This is a genomic window from Mesorhizobium sp. ES1-4 (assembly GCF_020164745.1).
Classification (GTDB): Bacteria; Pseudomonadota; Alphaproteobacteria; order Rhizobiales; family Rhizobiaceae; genus Mesorhizobium.
Genome location: NZ_JAIUGV010000007.1, coordinates 34692 through 56957, shown reverse-complemented (window position 1 = coordinate 56957; position 22266 = coordinate 34692). Strand labels below are relative to the sequence as shown.

Here is a 22266-nt window from a genome sequence, read left to right as displayed (position 1 = left end):
TCCATGACGCCACCTCAGCCCGGCCCGCCCAGCTTCGGCGGAGCCAGCACATCCTCGGCCGACAACGCCCGCGCTTCCGAAGGAAGCATGATCGGGATGCCGTCGCGCACCGGATAAGCGAGCTTGGCGACCCGTGAGACAAGTTCGCCGCGCTCGGGGTCCCAGGCCAGCGGTCCCTTGGTTAGCGGGCAGGCCAGCAGTTCCAGCAGCTTCGGGTCGACGCTGGTTTTCTTTCCATCACGCCCGTCCGCCATCAGGTCCTCTTTCGGTTTCACGTCGAAGACGTGGTGAGATCCAGGTCAGGCCACCTGAATATCGGCACATCCTACTGCAGGCTCGAGCCAAAATCCTCGTTTTCGCGCGCCAGCGTCATCTCGGTGATGGCGATCAGCGTCTCGGCCCGCGTTTTCAGGTCCGCGGCTTCCAGCAATGCCTGCTTCTCGGCCGGCCCGTAGGGGGCCATCATCGACAGCGCGTTGACCAGCATGGCATTTTCGGCCCGGCTGACGCTTTCCCAGTCGGCTTCAAGATCATTGGCCTGCAGATAGGCGCGAAACGCCCGCAGCAGCGCCGGCCGGTCGATTTCCTCAGCCGCCCCATCCTCGTCGAGATCGGCGAGGAACGGCGCCGGCTTGCACTGGCGGAACGGCGTCTTGACCGTCAGCTCATGGGCGACGCGGAAACGGCACACGCCCTGCAGCGAAATCAGGTAGCGGCCGTCGCCGGTCTCCGAAAGGGCGATGATGCGACCGATGCAACCGACATTGCAGAGCTCCGGCTCGCCGTCCTCGCGCAGCGCGCCGTCGAGACCGGGCTGGATGACGCCGATGAGACGCGAGCCGGCGACCGCCTCGTCCACCATCTGGAGGTAGCGCGGCTCGAAGATGTTGAGCGGCATGCGGCCGCCCGGCAGCAGGAGCGCGCCCTCGAGCGGAAAGAGCGGGATCGTCGACGGCAGATCCTTGGCGAGCCGGTAATGCGCGTTTCCCGCTTGCACCTCATTCCTCCGATCGCGTCCAATTGCGAAGCGTCACCACCGCCCAATCCTACCTGGCGCTCTCCTATCTGGCGCTCTGGCCCGACGCCGCAAGCCCGTGCGACAAAACAACCGGTAACCGGCTCAGGAAAACAGCAACGCCGACAGTTTGCGGCGCGCCGCCAGCGTCGCCTCGTCGGTCATGCCCCAGGCCTCGAACAGCTGCAGCAACTGGGTCCTGGCGCCATCCTCGTTCCAGCTCCGGTCGGCCTTGATGATGGCCAGCAGATTGTCCGCGGCCGCCGTGCGATCGCCCTTGGCGTTCTGGATCATGGCCAGATCGAAACGCGCCTGGTGGTCCATGGGATTCTCCGCAAGCCGCCGCTCGAACTCGGCCGGATTGCCCAGCGCCGCGGCCTGCGCGGCGAGCGCGATCTTGGCCCGCACGGCAGCCAGTGGCGGTGCATCCTTCTTGGCCTCCGGCGCTGTCGCCAGCAGCGCCTCGGCACCCTCGGTATCGCCGGCCTCGAACAACAGGTCGCCCAGCCCGGCAATCGCCTCGACCGTTTCCGGCGCCTGCGCCAGGATGGCGTCGTAGATGTCGGCCGCGGTCTGCATGTCGCCGGCGTCGCGCGCCTCCGCCGCGGCTGCCAGGGCCTCGGCCACCGGCGGCTCGCCATTGCTCTTGCCGCCGACCTTGGCGATGAATTCGTTGATCTGGCTTTCGGGTACGGCGCCCATGAAGCCGTCGACAGGCTGGCCGTCCTTGAAGGCGATAACGGCCGGGATCGACTGGATGCCGAGCTGGCCGGCGATCGAGGGATGGTCGTCAATGTTCATCTTGACCAGCTTGACCTTGCCGCCGGCGGCCTTGACCGCCTTTTCCAGCTGCGGGGTGAGCTGCTTGCAAGGCCCGCACCAAGGCGCCCAGAAATCGACCAGCACCGGCTGGCGGCGCGATTCCTGGATGACGTCAGCGGCGAAGGCCGCGGTCGTGGTGTCCTTGATGACATCGCCGGCGGGTCCGGCCGGCGCGTTGCCGGGCGCGGCCTTCGCCGGCTCGGTTCCACCAAACTGCACCGTGGTGGCATACTGGCCGCCATTGTTCCCGAATGATCCGCCAAACGGATTGTTGTCGCTCATCTCGTCACCCTTTCGGTCGCGCCGCCGGCCGCGGCTTGGCGCCATGTCTTATTGGAAATCGGTTTCGCCATCCATGTGGCGATCATGCCGAGACTTTCAAGATAGCAGCATCATGCCCGGTTGCCTCGACGAATCTGATGAGGTCGGCGGCCGCGATCGATGTCGTTGCCTCGTTGGTCAGCGGATGCGCGTTGATGACGGAATGCGCCATCAGATCCTTGTCGAGCACGAGCTTGACCCTGTTTTCCCTGTCGTTGATGACGCCAAAGACGGTGACGGCGCCCGGCGTGACGCCCAGAAGCTCCATCAGCATCTCCGGCTTGCCGAAGGAAACCCGGCTGGAGGCGCCGATCAGCTGGTGGATCTGCTTGAGATCGACGACCGCGTCCTCGCCGACGGTGACCAGGAAGAAATTGTCCTTCTTGTCCTTCAGGAACAGGTTCTTGGTGTGCCCGCCGGCAATTTCGCCGCGCAGCGCCTGCGAATCGGCAACCGTGTAGAGCGGCGGATGGCGTATCGTCGAAACGGCGATGCCGAGTTCGGCGAGAAAGGCCATCAGTTCAGCTTCGGTCTTCGGCATTGATCGTCTTCTCGTCCGTTTCCTGGCCTTGCCGTTTACGGCCAATGAGACGGCCGACACAAGACCATCGCGCAACGTGCGATGAAATCCTCGCCTCGCGGCGGTTTGCCGGCATCGCCCGGGAGGTCGCAAAAAGCCTGCTATTTCCCTGTTGCAATCGCCGCGCTCTTCAGCCATATAGGCCCGGCTTGCGGCCAAGACGCCGTGTGAGCGGGTGTAGCTCAGGGGTAGAGCACAACCTTGCCAAGGTTGGGGTCGAGCGTTCGAATCGCTTCACCCGCTCCAGTTTCCTCCGGGGAATCAAGCATTTGCGAAGAAAGGCCGGACATTGATCCGGCCTTTTCGTTTTCGGGGCAGCATCAGGGCAGCAGTCGAAGTAGGGCCGACGCATCCCTTGCCCCACAGCCTCACTCGTGATTCCTCCTAAACAAAGTTGGGCAGTGTCGGCTTGCGCAGGCTAGCTTGTGCTTTGCCGCTCTCAGTGGCTGCTGGAAGCCAGCCAGCCCTGGCGGGCGATCCCAGCCGAGAAAAATGTACGTGTGACGCAAACAAGGGCGATCCACCTGAAAAAGGGGCATGGGTTTAAGAACGCGACTGCCTGCTGGTCAAACGAAAACCCGTCGCGCGAGTGGTGCGATTCTTGAGGAAGAGTCCAGAACGCGGAACATTTGCCGCTCTCTAACGGTTGCTCTGGGTGGATAGCCAAGGACAGAGCGATGACCGTGCTGGCGTTTGAGTTCGCCTATTTTTCCGGTTTGAGCGGGAACGACCTCATAGGTGGGGTCGTCGCGCTATTGGCGTGCATTGTGCTCTACAACGTTGTGGCAGCGGACCGCCCGCACCGGTAGGAGCGGCATGCGAAGGCTGGCCTCGCTCGGCAGCATGCGTCCAGGCACGGCGAATCGGGACGCCTCCATGGAACATTTTTGCGTTGAAAAACTTCGGCCGTTGCACTGTTCTCCCATTACAGTGCGTATCCCACGACTGTTGACTGGCCCGCTGCCATGACTTTTCCGGTGGCGGGCATTTTTCGCAGGGCGGAACCTTGTCGATCGCCGCAGATTGACACCCTCGGCGACGGCGCTGCAACAGGGCTGTCGCTGACCAAAGACCCAACCTCTGGTCGGCCCGCGCCTCCCCGAGGGGTGCGGGCCATTTAGAGCGCTTGACTGGGGCAGTATGTCGGATCGGCCTTCGTCAACTCCGGCCGTGCGGTCCGCGAACGGCTGTGGAAGCGCGTTCAGGAGCGTGCCGGCCCGGCGCCCAAGGGCATGAAGCGGCCGGCGACGCAACGGGTCAAGCCCGGGATTGTCGGCCGGATAAAGCACTTGCGCGGCGAGGAGGATTTGCGGCACGCTTCATTCCAGGATTTCCGGGAGGATGATGATGCCAATTCGGGGAAAGGCGACTGACGCAGGTATATTCAACACTTCTGAACTGGCTCTGCTCGGGCGCGTCTTTGACCGCCTCAAAGTGGAGGGTCAAACGCCCGGAGACGGTGACGCCGTAGCCTCCCGCATCATCGCGAATTACATGGCCGGCATCAAAGACGAGGACGAACTTTTGGCGCTGTCGAAACAGGCGCTAGGACGCTGACGGATTTAGGGCGCAGGCGCTCAGTCCTCGATAATCGTGTCGCTGCCTTCTTGCCCCATGCGGGCGAGACTTTCCTTCATGTGTTGGAGCTGCTCAGGCGAATGGCCGACCCAGTCCTTGACCTCACCGGTGATCCGCAACGGATCGACCGAGCGGTACGATGCGGTCACGTTGCCGGGAAACCTCTTGTCGGTGAGGTTCGGATCGTCTTCGAACGGGCCGGTCGGCTCGACGATGAAGATGCGGCCCCGGCCCTCGCCCTTTGCGAGCTCCGCCCCCCAGGTCGCTGCGTCAAGCGTGGCGCTGAAATAGACATGTTTGAGCCCGCGCCCGACGAAATTGCTTCCGAAGCCGGGCGCGATCAGGTCGCCCACCTCAAGGTCGGCCTTGGTGCCGTGATAGAAGGTGGTCCCGGCGGGGACGTCCTTGGCGTACATTGGCGTCTCCTCGAGCGCACCTTGAGCGGTGCTATCTGCGCAAGAATGAAGACACAGGAGACCGAAGATGTCCGTCTCAATACTCGACATGTCAATGTCACTCGATGGATACATCGCCGACAGCGATGATTACCTTGGAGGCGACGATGGCGAGCGGTTGCACAAATGGGCTAGCACAAAGGACGATTCCTTACAGTTGGCTGGGCTAGTCGGCGGTTTCGAGACCGAATGGAAGGCAGCAGGTGCGGTTCTCGCGGGGCGGCGGACCGCCGAACTCATGGACCATTGGGGCGGAAGTCACGGCGGTGTTCCGATCTTTGTGCCCAGCCATCGGCCGCCACCCCCGGCAGCGCGTTGGGGATATCCCTTGGTGACCTATGTAAACGATGGCATCGAAAGTGCGATGGCGCAGGCAAAGGCGGCGGCGGGCGACCGCGATGTGCAGGTGCGGGGCGGATACACAGCGCAAGAAGCTCTCCGGGCCGGGGTGCTGGATGAAATCCAGATTCACCTGATCCCCGTGCTGCTCGGTCGCGGCCGCCGTCTCTTCGATGTTCTGCCGATAGAAATCGAATTGGAGCTTGTTCGCGTAATGAACACGCCCGAGGCGATACACATCCGCTATCGTGTCTGTCGCTGATCCGAGTGTGCCGCCGACAACAAAGGGGGCGCTGGTCTCATTGTGTCGATGCTGGGCATTGGCGCTTGGGTCGCGCGGCATCGGGGTGGAAAGCGTTGGTCCCTGGTGCGATTGCCACCGGGTTCCGGGGTTTCATGCCGAAGGATCCGCTCCGCCGTCGAGGAGGACGTTATCGGCCGAACGGCGCTGGGACGTGTGGGCGCACCGGCGGACGCGGCCGCCGTCGCGCTGTTCCTGCTCTCGGACGAAGCCGCTTACGTGACGAGCAGCCGTTACCTGGTCGACGGGGGCCTGACGATGGCCTGACGCGATTGCGGTTCGGACAGCCGTGAGCCGGCGTGACGAACACCGCCTGCGCCGGAAGCGGTCAGATGCGACACGTCGAGGCCTTCCTCATCGAGCGACACCGGTAGGTGGCGCGGGCCCGACTTGTTGACAGACAACCAGTCGCGGTAGCTGGGATCCTCCACCGCGAGGTCATGCACGCCCTTGGTGCGAAGCGCGGCGCAGGCGAGTGCACGCCCCTTCGAAAAGCCGCGGTCCGCTGCGGCTTTTTCGCTTTCTGGACGCCTCGCCCGAAACCCAGCCCCAAACATCCCCGGAAATCACAAAACGTTACAGGAGGAACGCTTCCCCGCCGGGCCTCGTTTGCCTTCATCAATCCGAAAAGATGGAGAAGACGATGCAAGACATTTCCGGCAAGCGTGTCGCCATTCTGGCAACCAACGGGTTCGAACAATCCGAGTTGGAGGTTCCATTGAAGAAATTGCGCCAGGCGGGCGCGCAGGTGGATGTCGTGTCGCTCGAAAGCGGCGAAATCAAAGGCTGGGACCACAAGGATTGGGGCAGGGCCGTTCCGGTCGACAGGACCTTGGATGAAGCGCGGGCGGACGATTACGATGCCATCGTCCTGCCTGGCGGCGTCATCAACCCAGACCTGTTGCGGGTCGAGCAGAAGGCCCTGGACTTCGTCAAATCCTTCTGGTCCGCCAACAAGGTCGTCGGCGCGATCTGCCATGCCCCCTGGCTTCTCGTGGAGACCGGAATCGCCAAGGGCCGCCGCGTCACCTCCTACAAGTCGGTCAAGACCGATGTGATCAATGCCGGCGGCCTTTGGGAAGACAGCGCCGTCGTCGCCGATCAGGGGCTCGTCACCAGCCGGAACCCGGGCGACCTCGACGCATTCTGCGAGAAGCTCACCGAGGAGATCAGGGAAGGTCGCCACGACAGGAGGGCTGCGGCATAGCCCAATTCCAGGCGCGGTGGGAACAGGAGTTGGAGCGGTTCAGCGATTCCACCGACGCTCAACCGCTCCGAGACGCAACGAGCGTCGGTGTTTCCACATCACCCTCGGTGTCGCTACCCGCGCCGCCTGCCCCGTCCGGCGATCAGTTTACTGGACTCAAACTACCGACCCGAACTCCTCGACCGCCTTGTCCCCAGCAAGCCTTCCCGTTCCTAAATCTTGTGGGCTGGCGGCCTGATTTGCGCGACACGATCTTCTTGGCTGATTACCATAACCGTGTTCCTCTGGGTTTCCTGAGGAAGCAACCGGACGACGCGCCTTGCCCCGCCGGGACGTCGGGTGTCACCCACATGGAGCGACCGATTTTATGACAGAAGCTGCCAGTCCGGGACGTCCTGTCGCGGACCAAGAGGGAGCCAGGGCCGCATGACCGCCTCGACGCTGAAGCCCGGCGACCTGGTGATCGCCATTTCGGCGACCGGGCGCACGCGCGAGGTGATCGAGGCCGTCGAACTCGCCAAGCACTACCGCGCCAACGCTATTTGCGTAACGGCGCCCGATACCGAGCTCGCCCGCGCCTGCGACGTCAGGCTGACGGTTGCCGTGCCCGAATATCCCGACACGCTGAAACCGACCGCATCGCGCTTCGCCTTCCTGGCGATGATCGACCTCCTGGCGGTGGCCTCGGCCTACAAGCTCGACGGTTCGGCGCGCGAGACGGTGCGCCGCATCAAATACAACGCCCAGATCCATCGTACCGGCAAGGAGATGGAACCGCTGGGGGATTGACGACCAGGCGCGGCGCCTCTTCCTTCCCCCCTTGTGGGGGAAGGTGGATCGGCGCGCAGCGCCGAGACGGATGAGGGGTGTTCCAGCGGAGTGAGACGCTGGCGTTCCCTGGAGCACCCCTCATCCGTCGCCTTCGGCGACACCTTCTCCCACAAGGAGAAGGGAAGACCGGACGGCGCAATGTGAAAGGAAAGAGGGGAAGAAATGCTGGAAATGTCACCATCCAAACAAGCGGGCGCATGGCTTGGCTCCTTTTCGCGGGCGCTTGAAGCCGGCGATGTGTCAGCCGCGACCAACCTGTTCGTCGACGACTGCTACTGGCGCGACCTCCTGACCTTCACCTGGAACGTCACCACGATGGAAGGCCGCGAGGCGATCGCCGATATGCTGACCGCAACGCTGGCGACGACGAAACCCGCCGCCTGGCAGCTTTCCGGCGAGGCGACCTCGGATGAAGGCACCATCGAGGCCTGGTTCACCTTCGAGACGGCAGTGGCCCGGGGACAAGGCATCATGCGGCTGCGCGACGGACGCTGCCGGACATTGTTCACGGCGATGACCGACCTGAAAGGCTTCGAGGAGCGCAAGGGCGCGGCGCGGCCGCTCGGCGTGCGCCACGAGGCGGACCCGGAACGCGAGACCTGGTCGGAGGCACGGGCGCGCGAGGCGCGAGAGCTCGGCACCTCCGAGCAGCCCTACTGCCTCGTCATCGGCGGCGGCCAGGGCGGCATCATGCTCGGTGCACGGCTGCGTCAGCTCGGCGTACCCACCATCGTCGTCGAGAAGAACGCGCGCCCCGGCGATTCCTGGCGCAACCGCTACCGCACGCTCGTGCTGCACGACCCGGTCTGGTACGATCATCTGCCCTACATTCCATTCCCCGACAACTGGCCGGTCTTCACGCCCAAGGACAAGATGGGCGACTGGCTGGAAATGTACACGCGCGTCATGGAGCTGAACTACTGGGTCGCCACCAAATGCCTCAGCGCCAGCTATGACGAGGCGGAGAAGGTCTGGACCGTGGTGGTCGACCGGGGCGGCCGCCAGATGACGCTGAAGCCGAAGCACATCGTCTTCGCCACCGGCGCCTACGGCCCGCCGCGCAAGATCGACCTCGCCGGCGCGGACCGGTTCAAGGGCGAGCTGCTGCATTCCAGCCAGTATTCGAGTGGCGACAAATTCCGTGGCAAGAAGGTCGCCGTCATCGGCGCGGCCAGTTCCGGGCACGATGTCTGCGTCGATCTCTGGGAAAGCGGCGCCGACGTCACCATGATCCAGCGCTCGCCGACCACCGTGGTCAAGTCGGACACGCTGATGCAAGTCGGCTTCGAGATTTTTTCGGAGGACGCGCTGGCGCGCGGCATCACCACGGAAAAGGCCGACATGATCGTCGCCTCGACGCCGTTCGCGCTGGTGCCGAAGGAGCAGCGCGCGCTCTACGACGTCATCCGCGCGCGCGACGCCGATTTCTACGAGCGTCTCGCCGCGTCCGGCTTCGCGCTGGATTTCGGCGACGACGACACCGGCCTGCTGATGAAGGCCTACCGCACCGGCTCGGGCTATTACATCGATGTCGGTGCCTCGGACCTGATCATCGACGGCAAGGTGGGCATCCGCAGCGGCGTCGCCATAAAATCCCTCACAGCCAAGGGCATCCTGTTCGAGGACGGCAGCGAGCTTGAAGCCGATGCCATCATCGCCTGCACCGGCTACCAGTCGATGAACGAGAATGTGGCGGCGCTCGTTTCGCGCGAGGTGGCCGACAAGGTCGGCCCCTGCTGGGGCCTCGGCTCCGGCGTCAAGGGCGATCCCGGCCCCTGGCAAGGCGAATTGCGCAACATGTGGAAGCCGACGGCGCAGGAAGCGCTATGGTTCCACGGCGGCAACCTGGCGCTGTCGCGGTTTTATTCGAAATACGTCGCGCTGCAGATCAAGGCGCGGATGGAGGGGATCGAGACGCCGGTTTACGGGGCGGTCAGCAACGCCGGGTAAGTTCGACCCCCCACTCCGTCGAGCTATGCTCGACACCTCTCCCCCGATCGACGGGGGAGAGGACAGGCGCGAGCTTATGCCGCTGGCTCCCTTCCTCTCCCTCCGGAGGGGGGAGAGGTGGCGCTGCGAAGCAGCGACGGAGTGGGGGAAGCCATTCGCCAAACGCGCATACGCCGCAAGCCAGGCACGACCTTGCCGGCGGGGATCGCTAATCCTGCCCATGCCCAAAATGCCGGGCCGCCACCTCGACATGGGTGTGCGCGGCATGCGCCTCGAAACGTTCGGTCTCGCCGACATCGTTCACCGCCTCGTTCGGCCACCAGGTCCCGCCGATGACGATGCCTTCCGAGACCAGCCGCTGGTCGGCGGCCAGCGAGGCGCCGACCGCGTCGACGAAGGTGAAGCGGCCCGAACGCTGCCGCAGCACGGCGACATCGCCGGCAGTGCCGACCGCCAGCGTGCCCAGATCGGGCCGCGCGATCGCCTGCGCCGGCGCTTGCGTGGCGGCGCGCAGAACCTCGACCAGCGGCATGCCGAGCGCCATCAGCTTCGACATGCACACCAGTATGTCGAAGGCCGGCCCATCGACGCAGTAGAGATGCACGTCGCTCGAAATGACGTCGGGCGCCAGTCCCTCGGCCAGCATGGCGCGGGCGACGTCGAAATCGAACGACCCCATGCCATGGCCGAGATCGAAGATGACGCCGCGCTCACGCGCCAGCCGCATGTCGGGCCGCACCGCGCCGGAAGCAAAGACCGGCGCGTTGGGAAACGGCCGGAAGCAGTGCGTCAGGATATCTCCCTTGCGCAGGCGCGGCAGCACTTCCGAGCGGCCGGGCGGCGGCTCGTCAATATGCGCCATCAGCGGCAGGCCGGCCTTGTCGGCGGCCTCCAGCGCGAGATCGACCGGCGCGATGCCGCTGCTGCCGCCGGCGTGCTTGCCGGAACGGACCTTGACGCCGACCACGACGTCGGCGTGCTCGCGCGCCGCCGCCACCACCTCGCGCGGCTCGCACAGCCGCAGGTCGCTGCATTCGCCGACCGACACCGTCTGCGAGAAGCCGAAGATGCCGGCAAAGGAAATGTTGACATAGGCCAGGATGCGCACCTTCGAGCGCTCCATGACATGACGGCGGAAGCCGAGGAAATTGCCGGCGCCGGCGCTGCCCGCGTCGATGAAGGTGGTGGTGCCGCTCTTGGCGGCGAGCCGGTCGGCGTCGACGCCGAGCGAGGTGCCGCCCCAGTAGACATGGCTGTGCAGGTCGACGAGACCGGGCGCGACGATGCAGCCCGTCGCGTCGACCACCTGCGCGGCGCTGGTCGGAGGGATGTCGGTGTCGATCGCCGCGACACGGCCATTGGCGATGGCGACATCGCGCGGCGCGTCGATCCCGGACGCCGGATCGATCAGCCGTCCGCCCTTCAGCAGGAGGTCGAATTGCATGGAGATGCCTCCGCCTTGTTACGTCGTCTTTCAGGCCGGTTTGTACGCGACCGCCTCGACCTCGATCTTGATGTCGATCATCAGCCGCGACTCGACCGTGGTGCGGGCTGGCGGATTTTTCGGGAAGTGCCTGGCATAGACGGTGTTGAAGACGCCGAAGTCGCGCGCATCCTCCAGCCAGACCGTGGTCTTGACCACGTCGTCCATCGTGCAGCCGGCGAGCGCCAGTGCGGCCTTCACATTGGCAAGCACCTGCTCGGTCTGTTCCGTGATGCCGCCCTTGACGACGATGCCGTCGCCGCCGACCGGAACCTGGCCGGAGACAAAGACGAAGTCGCCGGCCCGCACGGCGGGTGACAGCGGCACATGGGACATTCCAAAAGTCTGCTTGGGCAAGGGATGATCTCCTCCGATAGGTGGCGGGACACCGTGGCGGTACCGGCCTCGGAACGAGATTTACCGCCATCGGGGCGATGCCGATAGAGGCTCCTGTCGGAAAGCAACATTCTTCGAAATCCGTGTTGCTTTACTACAGAAGCGCTTGCATCGTGCGCGCCCGATGCCACGACGGACAGATGCCTTTGCGAGACCGGAGACCCCGACAATGACCTTCGACAAGAACCCGTTTCCCTCAGGCGACGCCGACCGCCACGCGCTTTGGGAGATGCTGGTACGGCGCGACATCGACGCTTTCATCGGCCAGGACTGGCCGATGGTCGAGAATGATTTCATCGCCGAAAGCTTCTTCGGCATGCATGCCCATTTCCTTGCCAATGCCGATGCCTGGCGGCTGCAGTTCCCGAGGCTGGAAATCTATCGCGACGAGTGGCTGCGCCAGGCCGGGGAGACGGCGGCGACGAAGTTCGCCGAGCCGCTGCGCGAGGCGTTGTTTCGTGTCACCAATCTGCGCGACATCGATGTCGACGGCGACCGCGCCGTGCTGCATAAGAAGTTCGACGGCTCCGTCGCCAAGGCGGATGGCAGCGTCGACCGGCTGAAGTGGCAGACGCTGTATTTCTGCCGGAAAATCGACGGCCGCTGGAAGATTGCCGGCTTCGTCGGCTACATGCCTTACCCGTTGGGCGCCTAGCCGGGGTACCGGCTGAGCGGTAACCTCATGTCTGCCATGCGCCGCTCGACGCTCAGTAGAGCGTGAAGAAAGTCGGCAGCAGTCCGCTTTCCCGGAAATACTCGACGAGTTCGATGACCGGGAAGAGGGCGAGGAAATAAAGCCCGTCGAAAAAGGTGCGCCTGAGCGCGCGGGTCGAGAACTGCAGTTCGTCATTGTCGCGGTAGATCAGCGGGTTCGGCCAGAACCGGGGCGTGGCCTTGATATAGGCCGTGTAGGCCGGGCCGAACTTGCCCAGGAGATATGCGGCTTCCTTGCGCGCCGTGACGCGGAAGATCAGGAAGCTGGCAACGCCAAGGGCGGCGGCCGCCACCAGCGAGCCATAGAGCAGGCCGATGCCGACCGCACCGACCGTCGAGAAGAAGTAGAGCGGGTTCTGGCTCATCGAGAACGGCCCCGTCGAAACCAGCTCCTCATTCTTCTTGCCGCCGACATAGAGGATGCTCCACAGACGGCCGGCGACGCAGGCGAGCACCAGGCAGAAGCCGACCAGTTCGAGCGCTTCGTGCCCGTTCGAGCCTTCGCTGAGCGCCGGTTTGGTCAGGAACAGCAGCAGCACCGCCAGAGCCGCCGCGACGCGGATGAAAATCAGCCGCTTGCGCTGGACGAAAGCCTTTGAAATCGGCTTGAGGGAAGCGTAGGTCATTCGTATTTCCCGATTGCGGGCCGGCCACTGGGGCACGCCATTGATGGCGGATACAAGGCGGACACCTCTATCAGCGCACCGCGAGGCTTTCGTAAAGCCCTTTTGCGCCAGCCGCCGCCATCCTTACGAATTTGTATGCCGCCATACAGGCTGGAGCAAAATCGCTTGCCTGTCGTTGGGACAGCCGACCCGCCATCTGGCGGCCAGCCTCAACGACCGCGTCCGATGAGCTGGACGAAATGCCGATGGAATCGGACCGAGCCTCTCCGTACGCGTCGCTCGGCCTGGCCAGTTGGTGACCATGCTAGGAACGGACCCCTGCCGATGGTAGCCTGTCCGCGATATCGGCAATCAACTGGAACAGCGATGCGGCTACTTCTCGTCGAGGACGACCAAAGGACAGCGGACTATATCGTCAGGGGCCTGACCGAGGCCGGCCATGTCTGCGACCTCCTGCGCAACGGGCATGACGCGCTTTTCGCGGCGACAAGCGGCGGCTACGACGTGATCGTCGCCGACCGGATGATCCCGGGCCTCGACGGCCTGTCGATGGTGAAAGCTGTCCGCGCCGCCGGCGTGCGCACTCCGGCGATCTTCCTCACCTCCGTCGGCGGCATCGACGACCGCGTCGAGGGTCTCGAGGCCGGCGGCGACGACTATCTGGTCAAGCCCTTCGCCTTTTCCGAGCTGCTTGCCCGCATTAACGCGCTCGGCCGGCGGCCGGCCGCGCAGGAGCAGAAGACCGTCCTGCGGGTTGCCGACCTCGAGATGGACCTGATCATGCGGCGCGTCGTCAGGCAGGGCCAGCCGATCGACCTGCAACCGAGGGAGTTCAGCCTGCTCGAGGTGCTGATGCGCGGCGAGGGCCGCGTCATCACCCGCACCATGCTTCTGGAGCGTGTCTGGGATTTTCATTTCGACCCCAGGACCAGCGTCGTCGAGACCCATATCAGCCGGCTGCGCGCCAAGGTCGACAAGCCGTTCGGCACCCAGCTCATCCACACCATCCGCAACACCGGCTACAGCCTGCACGCGCCGCTTGAGCCATGAGCGGAACATGGGCCCGCCTGCTGCGCAGCACGCCGTTCCGGCTTGCCCTGACGTTCGCCTTCCTGTTCATGCTGGCCTTCATCCTGTCGGGCGCGATCGTCTACCAGATGATGAGCGCCGATCTAGCCGAGCGGCTCGACGAGACCATCAAGGAGACTTACTCGATCGTCGCCGCGACCTATGCCGAGGACGATCTGGAGGATCTGGTCGCCGCGGTCGAAAGCCATGCAAAGCTCAGCCCCATGAAGGAGCAGCTGTTTTCGCTGACCGACGCGGCAGGAAACCACCTGGCGGGCAACTTCACCGCCGCGGGACTGCCCGACGGGTTCTCGGCATTCAACGCCGTGTTGCCCGGCGTACCGCCGGACACCGAATACCGGGCCTATTCCGGCTCCATCGGCGGCAACAATCTGACGGTTGCCATCAGCCTTTCCGAGACGGAGGAGCTGGAAACGGTGGCGATGATGAGCTTCGGCTGGGCGACCCTGATCATCACCGGCCTGGCCGTTACCGGCGGCGCCCTGCTCGCCTCGCGCGTCCAGCGCCGTCTCGACGGCATTGCCGCCACCATGGTCGACGTCTCGCATGGCCGGCTGGACACCCGCATTCCGCTGACCGGCAACGGCGACGACATCGACATGGTTTCCAGCCAAGTCAACGCCGCGCTCGACCGCCTGTCGTCGCTGGTCGAAGGCATGAAGCAGGTCAGCGCCGACATCGCCCACGACCTGAAGACGCCGCTCAACCGCCTGCAGATGATCCTGGAAGGCGCCGCCGACAAGGCGGCGCGGCATCACGACGTCTCCGACGATCTGGCCGATGCCCGTTCCGAGGGCCACCAGATCAACGAGACCTTCGATGCGCTGTTGCGGATCGCCCAGATCGAGGCCGGGGCGCGCAAGGCGCGCTTCACCGATCTCGGCCTCGGCGAGATCCTGCGGACCATCGCCGAGATCTATACCGATGTGGCCGAGGATGACGGCAAGTCGCTGCTGCCACCGCGGCTGGAGGAAACCGCCGACCGCATCCACGGCGATCGGGAGCTGTTGACGCAGATGTTCGCCAATCTGGTGGAGAACGCGCTGCGCCATTGCCCGCCAGGCACGGCCATAAAACTGTCGGCGACGCGTCGGGACGGTCGCGTCCTTGCCAGCGTGGCGGACAATGGCCCCGGCATTCCCACCGGCGAGCGCGAAAAAGTGTTTCAGCGGCTCTACCGGCTGGACCACAGCCGCTCGACGCCAGGCAGCGGTCTTGGCCTCAGCCTGGTGAGGGCGATTGCCGACCTGCACGGCGCGACCATAACGCTCGAGGACTGCCGGCCTGGGCTGGCCGTGGTGGTGAGTTTTCCGTTGGCGACGGATTAACTTCGGAAGTTGGCGAAAGCCGCCGTAACGGCCAATCTCCCGGCAAGGCGCGAGATCGGCGGTGTCACCGTCACCTGTCGATCCGCGTCGACAGGATGATCGACGATGAGGTCCGCTCGACTCCCTCCATGGCGCCGATCTGGTCGAGCAGCGTGTCGAGGTCGCGGATCGATGGCGCGTCGACAATGACGATCATGTCGAAATTGCCGCTGACGGAGTGCAGCGTCCTGACCGGAGGCAGCGCCTGCAGGGCCCGCACCACTCTGTCTGCGAGCTTGGGCGTGACGGTGAGCAGCACATGCGCGCGGACCAGCCCCTGCTCATAGTCCGGCGCCAGCCTGACGCCATAGCCTGTGATGATGCCGCGTTGCTCCAGCCGCTCGATCCGGCTTTGCACGGTCGTGCGCGACACGCCGAGCCGCCGCGCCAGCTCGGCCGTCGAGGCGCGCGCGTTGGCGCGCAGCAGCGAAAGCAGGGCCTGTTCGGCTTCACTGAGCATTTCGACGAATCCTTTCGGCAAATCGCCTAGAGATAGGGTTCGTTTTGCAGGATTCCACGCTTCCTTTCGACAGGCAAGCTGCGATGATTCCCGCAAACGCGGATCGCAGGGAAATTTGACCATGAACAACATCATTATCGTCGGGGCCGGCAAGATCGGCTCCACAATCGCCGAAATGCTCGCCGCGACCGGCGACTACCACGTCACCCTGGTCGACCGCTCGGCGGCGCAGCTCGCCGCCGCCGAAGTGCCCGATGGCGTCGATACGCTCGAACTCGACATCGCCGCGATCGGCGCGCTTGAAGCAGCGCTCGCCGGCAAGTTCGCGGTGCTGAGTGCCGCCCCCTTCCATCTCACCACGCGCATCGCCGAAGCCGCGGCCAGCGCCGGCGTGCATTATCTCGATCTCACCGAGGATGTCGTGTCGACCAGGCGCGTCAAGGAACTGGCCCGCACGGCCAAGAGCGCCTTCATCCCGCAATGCGGGCTGGCGCCGGGCTTCATCTCGATCGTCGCCAACGATCTCGCCAGCCGCTTCGACACGCTGGAAAGCGTGCGCATGCGCGTCGGCGCACTGCCGCAATACCCGTCCAACGCGCTGAACTACAATCTGACCTGGAGCACCGACGGCGTCATCAACGAGTATTGCGAGCCCTGCGAGGCAATCGTCGAGGGCGAGCTGGTCGAAGTGCCGCCGCTCGAAGAGCGCGAGGAGTTCTCGCTCGACGGCGTCACCTACGAAGCTTTCAACACCTCGGGTGGGCTAGGCACCTTGGCCGAGACGCTGAAGGGCAAGGTGCGCACGCTGAACTATCGCACCATCCGTTATCCCGGCCACGCCGCGATCATGAAGGCGCTGCTCAACGACCTCGGCCTGCGCCGCCGCCGCGAGGTGCTGAAGGACATTTTCGAGAGCGCCCTGCCGGCGACGCTGCAGGACGTCGTCATCGTCTTCGTCACCGTCTCCGGCCGCAAGAACGGCCGCCTGCTGCAGGAGACCTACGCCAACAAGATCTATTCCCGGCGCGTCGGCCAGACGGTGCGCAGCGCCATCCAGATCACCACGGCCTCCGGCATCTGTGCCGTGCTCGACATGCTGGCGGATGGCTCGCTGCCGGCGGCCGGCTTCGTCAAGCAGGAAGAGATCGCGCTGGACGCCTTCCTCGCCAATCGCTTCGGCCGCGCCTACGCCCAGCACGAGATGGTGAGCCGGCTAGCGAGCTGAGCTGTGTAATCTCCCCCCTCGAGTGGGAGATGTCGCCGAAGGCGACAGAGGGGGTCCCCGCGCGTGGAGCGCCAGCCTCTATCGGTCGCAAGAAAGTCGCATCCAGTCGAACCAACCCCCTCTGGCCTGCCGGCCATCTCCCCCTCGAGGGGGGAGATCACGCGCTCCGAGGACGGACCTGCAAGACATCGCCGCCGTCAAACATGCAGCGCGTGGCCGAGCGCTTTCAGCGCCGCTTCCTGGAATCCTTCGCCCTGCGTCGGGTGGGCATGAATCGTCCCGGCTATGTCCTCCAGCCGCGCGCCCGTCTCCAGCGCCAGCCCAAAGGCCGCCGACAGCTCCGACACGCCTTGACCGACTGCCTGGATGCCGAGCACCAGATGATTGTCGGCACGCGCCACGACGCGGACGAACCCGTCCTCGCCGAGCTTCGTCATGGCGCGGCCGTTGGCGGCGAACGGGAACATGCCGATCTTGATCTCGCCACCGAGGGCCTTGGCCTCTTCCGGCGACAGCCCCGCCGTCACCAGCTCGGGATCGGTGAAGCAGACGGCGGGGATCGAGCGCTTGTCCCAGCTGCGCTTGTGTCCGGCGACGATTTCGGCGACCATTTCGCCTTGCGCCATCGCCCGGTGCGCCAGCATCGGCTCGCCAGTGACGTCGCCAATGGCGAAGACGCCGCGCATCGAGGTGCGGCACTGGTCGTCGATGCGGATGAACTTTCCGGCCCTGTCGAGATCGATCCGGTCGAGGCCCCAGCCTTCGGTCACCGGCTTGCGGCCGACGGTCAGCAGGATCCTGTCGGCGGCGACCTTGGCAGTCTTGCCGTCGGACGTCTCGACGAGCAGCGCATCGGCATTCGTCGACAGGCCCTTGGCCTTGGCGCCTGTCATCACCTCGACGCCGAGCGCGGAGAGCCGCTTGACCACGGGCCGGGTCAGTTCGGCATCATACTGCGCCAGCACGCGCGGCAAGGCCTCGACCACGGTCACTTCTGCACCCATCTTGGCGAAGGCCATGCCGAGCTCCAGCCCGATATAGCCGCCACCGACGACAGCAAGCCTCTTCGGCACTTCACCCAGCGCAAGGGCCTCGGTGGACGAAATCACCGGTCCGCCGAACGGCAGGAACGGCAGTTCGACCGGCGCCGAGCCGGTGGCGATGACGATCGTCTCGGCCCGGATCACCTGCACGCCCGTCTCGGTCTCGACCTCGACGGTCTTGCCATCGCGGAACGTCGCCCAGCCATGCACGGTCTTCACCCCCGCCTTCTTCAGCAGGCCGGCGACGCCGCTGTTGAGCCGGCTGACGATCCCGTCCTTCCAGGCGACGGTCCTGGCCAGGTCGAGCGCCGGTGCCGCGACCGAAATGCCGAGCGGGCTGTTGCCGCCGGCCATATCAGACACCTTCTCGAACTCCTCCGCCGCATGGATCAGCGCCTTGGACGGTATGCAGCCGACATTGAGGCAGGTGCCGCCGGGCTTGCCGGCCTCGACGATGACCGTGTCGACGCCGAGCTGCCCGGCACGGATGGCGCAGACATAGCCGCCCGGGCCAGCGCCGATGACAAGCAGCTTGCAGGAAATTTCTTTCATCTTGGCAGTCCTTTCGGCGATGAAGGCCCCCTCATCCGACCGCTTCGCGGCCACCTTCTCCCCGGTGGGGAGAAGAGGCTGGCACAGGCGAATCTCCTCTCCCCTCGGGGAGAGGTCGGATTGCCCCGAATTGCCCGTCGCAATTCGGTTGGCGATCCGGGTGAGGGGGTCTTTGAACCTGGCTCCATCCCCCCTCAATCCACGAAAATCAGCGCCGGTGTCTCCAGCAGCGCCTTTATCCGTTGCACGAACACCGCCGCGTCCCAGCCGTCGATGACGCGGTGGTCGAAGCTCGACGACAGGTTCATCATCTTGCGCGGGATGAACTGCGTGCCGTCCCACACAGGCCGCACCATCATCTTGTTGACGCCGATGATCGCCACTTCCGGATGGTTGATGACCGGTGTCGTCGCGACGCCGCCCATGGCGCCGAGCGAGGTGATGGTGATGGTCGAGCCGGACAGTTCGTCGCGGGTCGCGGTTCCCGACTTGGCCGCTTCGGCCAACCGGGCGAGCTCGGCGCCGCACTCCCAGATATCGCGCGCTTCGGCATGCTTGACCACCGGCACCACCAGCCCCGACGGCGTCTGCGCGGCAATGCCGATATGGATGCCGCCATGCTGGTGGATGATGCCGGCCTCGTCGTCGAACAGCGAATTGAGCTGGGGCTGGTCCGCGATCGCCTTGACCATCGCCCGCATCAGGAACGGCAGCAGCGTCAGCTTCGGCCTCTCCGCTCCTCCCTTGCCGGCACGCTTTTCCTTGTTGAGCGCGGCGCGCAATTCCTCAAGCGCCGTGACGTCGATCTCCTCGACATAGGTGATGTGCGGGATGCGCGACTTGGACAGCGTCATCTTCTCGGCGATCTTGCGCCTGAGGCCGACCAGCTTGATGGCCTCGACCGTATCGTTGCGGGCGAGCCCCGATGCCTTGGCCAGTTGCGGCCCGCGCGCCAGGAACGCGTCGATGTCTTCGTGGCCGATGCGGCCGGCCGGTCCGCTGCCAGCGATTTGCCGCAAATCGATGCCCGCCTCCTTCGCGCGCAAACGGACGGCTGGCGAGGCCAGCGGCTTCTCACCCTCGGCACGAGGGGCGCCGGAGGCCAAGGGCCGTGTCGTGGTCTTCGCTGCGGCAGCCGGCAACGGTGCGGGTTCCACCGGCGCCATGGCGGGTTTTGCCTTGGGGAGCTGCGCGGTTTCGGATTTTGCACTCGCCGGCCTGGCTGGAGCTTCAGCCTCGACCGCTCGTTCGGCCGCCTTGCCGGCGGCCTTCACATTGCCCTCGCCGGCAACCTTCAGCCGCACGATCGGCGAACCGATCGCCACCGTGTCGCCGATCTCGGCGCCGAGCCACAGGATCTCGCCATCGACGGGCGACGGGATCTCGACCGTCGCCTTGTCTGTCATGACGGCGGCAAGCACGGTGTCCTCGCGCACGATATCGCCGATCTTGACATGCCACTCGACGAGTTCGGCCTCCGCGACGCCCTCGCCGACATCGGGCAGCTTGATGATGTGTTCGCCCATCTCAGGCCTCCCTCACTCTAGGCTTCCAATGTTTCGATAAGGGCACGGCCGACACGGGCCGGCCCGGGAAAATAGTCCCACTCCTGCGCGTGCGGATAGGGCGTGTCCCAACCGGCGACGCGGGCCACCGGCGCTTCCAGATGGTAGAAGCAGTTCTCCTGCACCAGCGCCGACAGTTCGGCGCCGAAGCCGGAGGTCAGCGTCGCCTCGTGCACGATGACGCAGCGCCCGGTCTTCTCGACCGACGCCACGATGGTGTCGAGGTCGAGCGGCAGCAGCGTCCTGAGATCGATGATCTCGGCATCGATGCCGGTCTCCGCGGCCGCGGCTTGCGCGACATAGACCATGGTGCCGTAGGCGAGCACGGTGACCGCCGCGCCCGCCCTGCGGATGGCAGCCTTGCCGAGCGGAACGGTGTAGTGGCCATCGGCGACCTCGCCGAGTTCGTGCTTCGACCATGGCGTCACCGGCCGGTCGTGATGGCCGTCGAACGGGCCGTTGTAGAGGCGCTTCGGCTCGAGGAAGATCACCGGGTCGGGATCCTCGATCGCCGCGATCAGCAGGCCCTTGGCGTCATGCGGATTGGATGGCACCACCGTCTTCAGGCCCGACACATGGGTGAACAGCGCTTCCGGGCTCTGGCTGTGCGTCTGGCCGCCGAAGATACCGCCGCCGGTCGGCATGCGCACCACGATCGGGCAGGTGAAATCGCCGTTCGAGCGGTAGCGCAGCCTTGCGGCTTCCTGCGTCAGCTGGTCGTAGGCCGGATACATGTAGTCGGCAAACTGAATTTCCACGCATGGTTTCAATCCGTAGGCGGCCATGCCGATGGCCGAGCCGACAATGCCGGATTCGCTGATCGGCGCGTCGAAGCAGCGGCTCTTGCCATATTTGGCCTGCAGGCCCTGCGTGCAACGGAAGACGCCACCGAAAAAGCCGACATCCTCGCCGAATACGACGACTTTGTCGTCGCGCTCCATCGAAACGTCCATGGCGTCGCGGATCGCCTCGATCATGGTCCGTCTTGGCATGGATCAGACTCCCGCCTGCTGGCGCTGGCGCCTGAGGTGCGGCGGCATCTCGGCAAACACACCTTCGAACATCTCGCGCGTCGACGGCTTGCCGCCGGCATGCAGCGTGCCGTGGCTCTCCGCCTCCTTCTGCGCGGCGATCACCGTGTCGAGGATCTCCGCTTCCGCCTGCGCATGCCGTTCGTCCGACCAGACGCCGAGCTTGATGAGATGGTTCTTCAGCCGCACGACCGGATCGCCGAGCGGCCAGGCGTCGGACTCCGTCTTCGGCCGGTAGGCGGAAGGATCGTCCGAGCTCGAATGGGCGCCGGCGCGGTAGGTGACATATTCGACCAGCGTCGGCCCGAGATTGCTGCGCGCCCTTGTCGCCGCCCATTTGGCCACCGCGTGCACCGCCAGATAGTCATTGCCGTCGACGCGCAGCGACGGGATGCCGAAGCCGAGGCCCCGCGCCGCGAACGTGCCTGAGCCGCCGCGCGCTATGCCCTGGAAGGTCGAGATCGCCCACTGGTTGTTGACGACATTCAGGATCACCGGCGCCTTGTAGGTGGAGGCGAAGACCAGGGCTGAATGGAAGTCCGATTCCGCCGTCGAGCCGTCGCCGATCCAGGCGGCGGCGATGCGCGAATCATTGGAAATCGCCGAGGCCATCGCCCAGCCGACCGCCTGGATGTACTGCGTCGCCAGGTTCCCGGAGATCGAGAAGAAGCCATGCTCCTTCGATGAATACATGATGGGCAACTGCCGGCCCTTCAGCGGATCGGCCTCGTTGGAATAGATCTGGTTCATCATCGTGACCATCGGATAGCCGTCGGCGATGAGCAGGCCGGCCTGGCGATAGGTCGGGAAGTTCATGTCGCCGGGGGCAAGCGCCTTGCGGAAAGCGCAGCTCACCGCCTCCTCGCCCAGATGCTGCATGTAGAATGAGGTCTTGCCCTGTCTTTGCGCCATCTGCATGCGCGCGTCGAAGGTCCGCAGCGTCATCATATGGCGCAAGCCCTCCAGCAGTTCGTCGCTGGAAAGCAGGCCGGCCCAGGGCCCGACGGCTTCGCCATTGCGGTTCAGCACACGGATGATCGAGAACGCCATGTCGCGGATGGAGCGCGGATCGACATCGATCTCGGGGCGCGGCACCGAGCCGGCCTTGGGGATGGGCACATTGGAAAAATCAGGCGTGCCGCCCGGCCGCACTTCCGGCTCCGGAACGTGAAAACGCAACATCCCAGCATCGGCCATGACCTCTGAGTCCTCCAACGTTGCCCGGGTGCGGATACTTGCACATCCGCGCGCCCAGACCAGTGCGAATTCGGCAAGCAGGCCATTCGGCTATCGCTGCCGGCCGCGCCGGCCTCCCG

Annotated in this window: 25 protein-coding genes and 1 tRNA gene; 12 read left to right on the top strand and 14 right to left on the bottom strand. The window is 65.0% G+C overall.

Annotated elements, in window-relative coordinates:
- Window positions 1-14 precede the first annotated feature (14 nt).
- The 4 genes from LB556_RS14805 to LB556_RS14790 all read right to left on the bottom strand — a co-directional run bounded on the left by LB556_RS14805 (window position 15) and on the right by LB556_RS14790 (window position 2699).
- Window positions 15-254, bottom strand: a complete 240-nt coding sequence (locus tag LB556_RS14805; protein ID WP_224568208.1) for a Trm112 family protein — start codon at window positions 252-254, stop codon at window positions 15-17.
- Window positions 255-325: 71 nt separating this feature from the next.
- Window positions 326-997, bottom strand: coding sequence for an LON peptidase substrate-binding domain-containing protein (locus LB556_RS14800; RefSeq protein WP_224568206.1), 672 nt, complete (start codon window positions 995-997; stop codon window positions 326-328).
- A 123-nt stretch (window positions 998-1120) separates the two neighbouring features.
- Window positions 1121-2119, bottom strand: a complete 999-nt coding sequence (gene trxA, locus LB556_RS14795; protein WP_224568204.1) for a thioredoxin — start codon at window positions 2117-2119, stop codon at window positions 1121-1123.
- Between the two features lie 82 nt (window positions 2120-2201).
- On the bottom strand, window positions 2202-2699 hold the full coding sequence (locus LB556_RS14790; RefSeq protein ID WP_224568202.1) for a prolyl-tRNA synthetase associated domain-containing protein: 498 nt from the start codon (window positions 2697-2699) through the stop codon (window positions 2202-2204).
- 210 nt (window positions 2700-2909) lie between these two features.
- Between LB556_RS14790 and LB556_RS14785 the strand changes: the two genes are divergently transcribed.
- From LB556_RS14785 to LB556_RS14780, 3 genes are all read left to right on the top strand, one after another.
- Window positions 2910-2984 (top strand) — tRNA-Gly (locus LB556_RS14785).
- A 431-nt stretch (window positions 2985-3415) separates the two neighbouring features.
- Window positions 3416-3547: a hypothetical protein gene (locus LB556_RS31610; RefSeq protein WP_263485280.1), complete on the top strand. Its 132-nt coding sequence runs from the start codon at window positions 3416-3418 to the stop codon at window positions 3545-3547.
- A gap of 532 nt (window positions 3548-4079) precedes the next feature.
- A complete protein-coding gene (locus tag LB556_RS14780) occupies window positions 4080-4295 on the top strand; it encodes a hypothetical protein (RefSeq protein ID WP_318011285.1) in 216 nt (71 codons plus the stop codon).
- Between the two features lie 20 nt (window positions 4296-4315).
- Here the strand turns inward: LB556_RS14780 and arr are convergent, their stop codons facing one another.
- Window positions 4316-4732 carry an NAD(+)--rifampin ADP-ribosyltransferase gene (gene arr, locus LB556_RS14775; protein ID WP_224568200.1) on the bottom strand — a complete coding sequence of 139 codons (417 nt, stop codon included), beginning with the start codon at window positions 4730-4732 and terminating at the stop codon, window positions 4316-4318.
- 67 nt (window positions 4733-4799) lie between these two features.
- Here arr and LB556_RS14770 point away from each other — a divergent pair, with 67 nt between their 5' ends.
- Entirely contained in the window at window positions 4800-5372 is a 573-nt protein-coding gene (locus LB556_RS14770) for a dihydrofolate reductase family protein (RefSeq protein WP_224568199.1), read from the top strand.
- A gap of 48 nt (window positions 5373-5420) precedes the next feature.
- Window positions 5421-5678, top strand: a complete 258-nt coding sequence (locus LB556_RS14765; protein ID WP_224568198.1) for an SDR family oxidoreductase — start codon at window positions 5421-5423, stop codon at window positions 5676-5678.
- Here LB556_RS14765 and LB556_RS14760 read toward each other — a convergent pair.
- Window positions 5645-5857 (bottom strand): hypothetical protein, encoded by a 213-nt coding sequence (locus LB556_RS14760; RefSeq protein ID WP_224568726.1) that lies wholly within the window; start codon window positions 5855-5857, stop codon window positions 5645-5647. The genes LB556_RS14765 and LB556_RS14760 overlap by 34 nt on opposite strands.
- Window positions 5858-6054: 197 nt before the next feature.
- Between LB556_RS14760 and LB556_RS14755 the strand changes: the two genes are divergently transcribed.
- From LB556_RS14755 to LB556_RS14745, 3 genes are all read left to right on the top strand, one after another.
- On the top strand, window positions 6055-6618 hold the full coding sequence (locus LB556_RS14755) for a type 1 glutamine amidotransferase domain-containing protein (RefSeq protein WP_224568197.1): 564 nt from the start codon (window positions 6055-6057) through the stop codon (window positions 6616-6618).
- 426 nt (window positions 6619-7044) lie between these two features.
- Window positions 7045-7407 (top strand): MurR/RpiR family transcriptional regulator, encoded by a 363-nt coding sequence (locus LB556_RS14750; protein WP_224568196.1) that lies wholly within the window; start codon window positions 7045-7047, stop codon window positions 7405-7407.
- Between the two features lie 204 nt (window positions 7408-7611).
- Window positions 7612-9399: an NAD(P)/FAD-dependent oxidoreductase gene (locus tag LB556_RS14745; RefSeq protein ID WP_224568195.1), complete on the top strand. Its 1788-nt coding sequence runs from the start codon at window positions 7612-7614 to the stop codon at window positions 9397-9399.
- A gap of 208 nt (window positions 9400-9607) precedes the next feature.
- Here the strand turns inward: LB556_RS14745 and LB556_RS14740 are convergent, their stop codons facing one another.
- Window positions 9608-10843, bottom strand: coding sequence for an amidohydrolase/deacetylase family metallohydrolase (locus tag LB556_RS14740; RefSeq protein WP_224568194.1), 1236 nt, complete (start codon window positions 10841-10843; stop codon window positions 9608-9610).
- A gap of 30 nt (window positions 10844-10873) precedes the next feature.
- Window positions 10874-11218 carry a RidA family protein gene (locus LB556_RS14735; protein WP_224568704.1) on the bottom strand — a complete coding sequence of 115 codons (345 nt, stop codon included), beginning with the start codon at window positions 11216-11218 and terminating at the stop codon, window positions 10874-10876.
- 229 nt (window positions 11219-11447) lie between these two features.
- Between LB556_RS14735 and LB556_RS14730 the strand changes: the two genes are divergently transcribed.
- A complete protein-coding gene (locus LB556_RS14730; RefSeq protein ID WP_224568193.1) occupies window positions 11448-11933 on the top strand; it encodes a hypothetical protein in 486 nt (161 codons plus the stop codon).
- A gap of 52 nt (window positions 11934-11985) precedes the next feature.
- Here LB556_RS14730 and LB556_RS14725 read toward each other — a convergent pair whose 3' ends face one another.
- The gene (locus LB556_RS14725) at window positions 11986-12618 is read right to left on the bottom strand and encodes a methyltransferase family protein (protein WP_224568192.1); all 633 of its coding nucleotides are present in this window, start codon (window positions 12616-12618) and stop codon (window positions 11986-11988) included.
- A gap of 366 nt (window positions 12619-12984) precedes the next feature.
- Here LB556_RS14725 and LB556_RS14720 point away from each other — a divergent pair, with 366 nt between their 5' ends.
- Both LB556_RS14720 and LB556_RS14715 read left to right on the top strand, forming a co-directional pair.
- Complete coding sequence (locus LB556_RS14720) at window positions 12985-13668, top strand: winged helix-turn-helix domain-containing protein (protein ID WP_224568190.1); 684 nt, start codon at window positions 12985-12987, stop codon at window positions 13666-13668.
- Window positions 13665-15035 carry an ATP-binding protein gene (locus LB556_RS14715; protein ID WP_224568188.1) on the top strand — a complete coding sequence of 457 codons (1371 nt, stop codon included), beginning with the start codon at window positions 13665-13667 and terminating at the stop codon, window positions 15033-15035. Before LB556_RS14720 ends, LB556_RS14715 begins: the two co-directional genes overlap by 4 nt.
- 70 nt (window positions 15036-15105) lie before the next feature.
- Here the strand turns inward: LB556_RS14715 and LB556_RS14710 are convergent, their stop codons facing one another.
- Entirely contained in the window at window positions 15106-15534 is a 429-nt protein-coding gene (locus LB556_RS14710) for an Lrp/AsnC family transcriptional regulator (protein ID WP_224568187.1), read from the bottom strand.
- Window positions 15535-15655: 121 nt separating this feature from the next.
- Here LB556_RS14710 and LB556_RS14705 point away from each other — a divergent pair, with 121 nt between their 5' ends.
- Entirely contained in the window at window positions 15656-16759 is a 1104-nt protein-coding gene (locus tag LB556_RS14705) for a saccharopine dehydrogenase family protein (RefSeq protein ID WP_224568186.1), read from the top strand.
- Between the two features lie 197 nt (window positions 16760-16956).
- Here LB556_RS14705 and lpdA read toward each other — a convergent pair whose 3' ends face one another.
- From lpdA to LB556_RS14685, 4 genes are all read right to left on the bottom strand, one after another.
- Window positions 16957-18354, bottom strand: coding sequence for a dihydrolipoyl dehydrogenase (gene lpdA / locus LB556_RS14700; RefSeq protein WP_224568185.1), 1398 nt, complete (start codon window positions 18352-18354; stop codon window positions 16957-16959).
- A gap of 194 nt (window positions 18355-18548) precedes the next feature.
- A complete protein-coding gene (locus tag LB556_RS14695; RefSeq protein ID WP_224568184.1) occupies window positions 18549-19880 on the bottom strand; it encodes a dihydrolipoamide acetyltransferase family protein in 1332 nt (443 codons plus the stop codon).
- Window positions 19881-19897: 17 nt separating this feature from the next.
- A complete protein-coding gene (locus tag LB556_RS14690; RefSeq protein ID WP_224568183.1) occupies window positions 19898-20911 on the bottom strand; it encodes an alpha-ketoacid dehydrogenase subunit beta in 1014 nt (337 codons plus the stop codon).
- Window positions 20912-20914: 3 nt separating this feature from the next.
- Window positions 20915-22147, bottom strand: a complete 1233-nt coding sequence (locus LB556_RS14685; RefSeq protein WP_224568182.1) for a 3-methyl-2-oxobutanoate dehydrogenase (2-methylpropanoyl-transferring) subunit alpha — start codon at window positions 22145-22147, stop codon at window positions 20915-20917.
- Between the last annotated feature and the right edge of the window lie 119 nt (window positions 22148-22266).

Excerpts from the sequence above, each read along its gene's own strand:
- LB556_RS14805 (WP_224568208.1), bottom strand. The coding sequence starts at position 254 with ATGGCGGACGGGCGTGATGGAAAGAAAACCAGCGTCGACCCGAAGCTG.
- trxA (WP_224568204.1), bottom strand. The coding sequence starts at position 2,119 with ATGAGCGACAACAATCCGTTTGGCGGATCATTCGGGAACAATGGCGGC.
- LB556_RS14790 (WP_224568202.1), bottom strand. The coding sequence starts at position 2,699 with ATGCCGAAGACCGAAGCTGAACTGATGGCCTTTCTCGCCGAACTCGGC.
- LB556_RS31610 (WP_263485280.1), top strand. The coding sequence starts at position 3,416 with ATGACCGTGCTGGCGTTTGAGTTCGCCTATTTTTCCGGTTTGAGCGGG.
- LB556_RS14780 (WP_318011285.1), top strand. The coding sequence starts at position 4,080 with ATGATGATGCCAATTCGGGGAAAGGCGACTGACGCAGGTATATTCAAC.
- arr (WP_224568200.1), bottom strand. The coding sequence starts at position 4,732 with ATGTACGCCAAGGACGTCCCCGCCGGGACCACCTTCTATCACGGCACC.
- LB556_RS14770 (WP_224568199.1), top strand. The coding sequence starts at position 4,800 with ATGTCCGTCTCAATACTCGACATGTCAATGTCACTCGATGGATACATC.
- LB556_RS14765 (WP_224568198.1), top strand. The coding sequence starts at position 5,421 with ATGCTGGGCATTGGCGCTTGGGTCGCGCGGCATCGGGGTGGAAAGCGT.
- LB556_RS14755 (WP_224568197.1), top strand. The coding sequence starts at position 6,055 with ATGCAAGACATTTCCGGCAAGCGTGTCGCCATTCTGGCAACCAACGGG.
- LB556_RS14750 (WP_224568196.1), top strand. The coding sequence starts at position 7,045 with ATGACCGCCTCGACGCTGAAGCCCGGCGACCTGGTGATCGCCATTTCG.
- LB556_RS14745 (WP_224568195.1), top strand. The coding sequence starts at position 7,612 with ATGCTGGAAATGTCACCATCCAAACAAGCGGGCGCATGGCTTGGCTCC.
- LB556_RS14740 (WP_224568194.1), bottom strand. The coding sequence starts at position 10,843 with ATGCAATTCGACCTCCTGCTGAAGGGCGGACGGCTGATCGATCCGGCG.
- LB556_RS14735 (WP_224568704.1), bottom strand. The coding sequence starts at position 11,218 with ATGTCCCATGTGCCGCTGTCACCCGCCGTGCGGGCCGGCGACTTCGTC.
- LB556_RS14730 (WP_224568193.1), top strand. The coding sequence starts at position 11,448 with ATGACCTTCGACAAGAACCCGTTTCCCTCAGGCGACGCCGACCGCCAC.
- LB556_RS14725 (WP_224568192.1), bottom strand. The coding sequence starts at position 12,618 with ATGACCTACGCTTCCCTCAAGCCGATTTCAAAGGCTTTCGTCCAGCGC.
- LB556_RS14720 (WP_224568190.1), top strand. The coding sequence starts at position 12,985 with ATGCGGCTACTTCTCGTCGAGGACGACCAAAGGACAGCGGACTATATC.
- LB556_RS14715 (WP_224568188.1), top strand. The coding sequence starts at position 13,665 with ATGAGCGGAACATGGGCCCGCCTGCTGCGCAGCACGCCGTTCCGGCTT.
- LB556_RS14710 (WP_224568187.1), bottom strand. The coding sequence starts at position 15,534 with ATGCTCAGTGAAGCCGAACAGGCCCTGCTTTCGCTGCTGCGCGCCAAC.
- LB556_RS14705 (WP_224568186.1), top strand. The coding sequence starts at position 15,656 with ATGAACAACATCATTATCGTCGGGGCCGGCAAGATCGGCTCCACAATC.
- lpdA (WP_224568185.1), bottom strand. The coding sequence starts at position 18,354 with ATGAAAGAAATTTCCTGCAAGCTGCTTGTCATCGGCGCTGGCCCGGGC.
- LB556_RS14695 (WP_224568184.1), bottom strand. The coding sequence starts at position 19,880 with ATGGGCGAACACATCATCAAGCTGCCCGATGTCGGCGAGGGCGTCGCG.
- LB556_RS14690 (WP_224568183.1), bottom strand. The coding sequence starts at position 20,911 with ATGCCAAGACGGACCATGATCGAGGCGATCCGCGACGCCATGGACGTT.
- LB556_RS14685 (WP_224568182.1), bottom strand. The coding sequence starts at position 22,147 with ATGGCCGATGCTGGGATGTTGCGTTTTCACGTTCCGGAGCCGGAAGTG.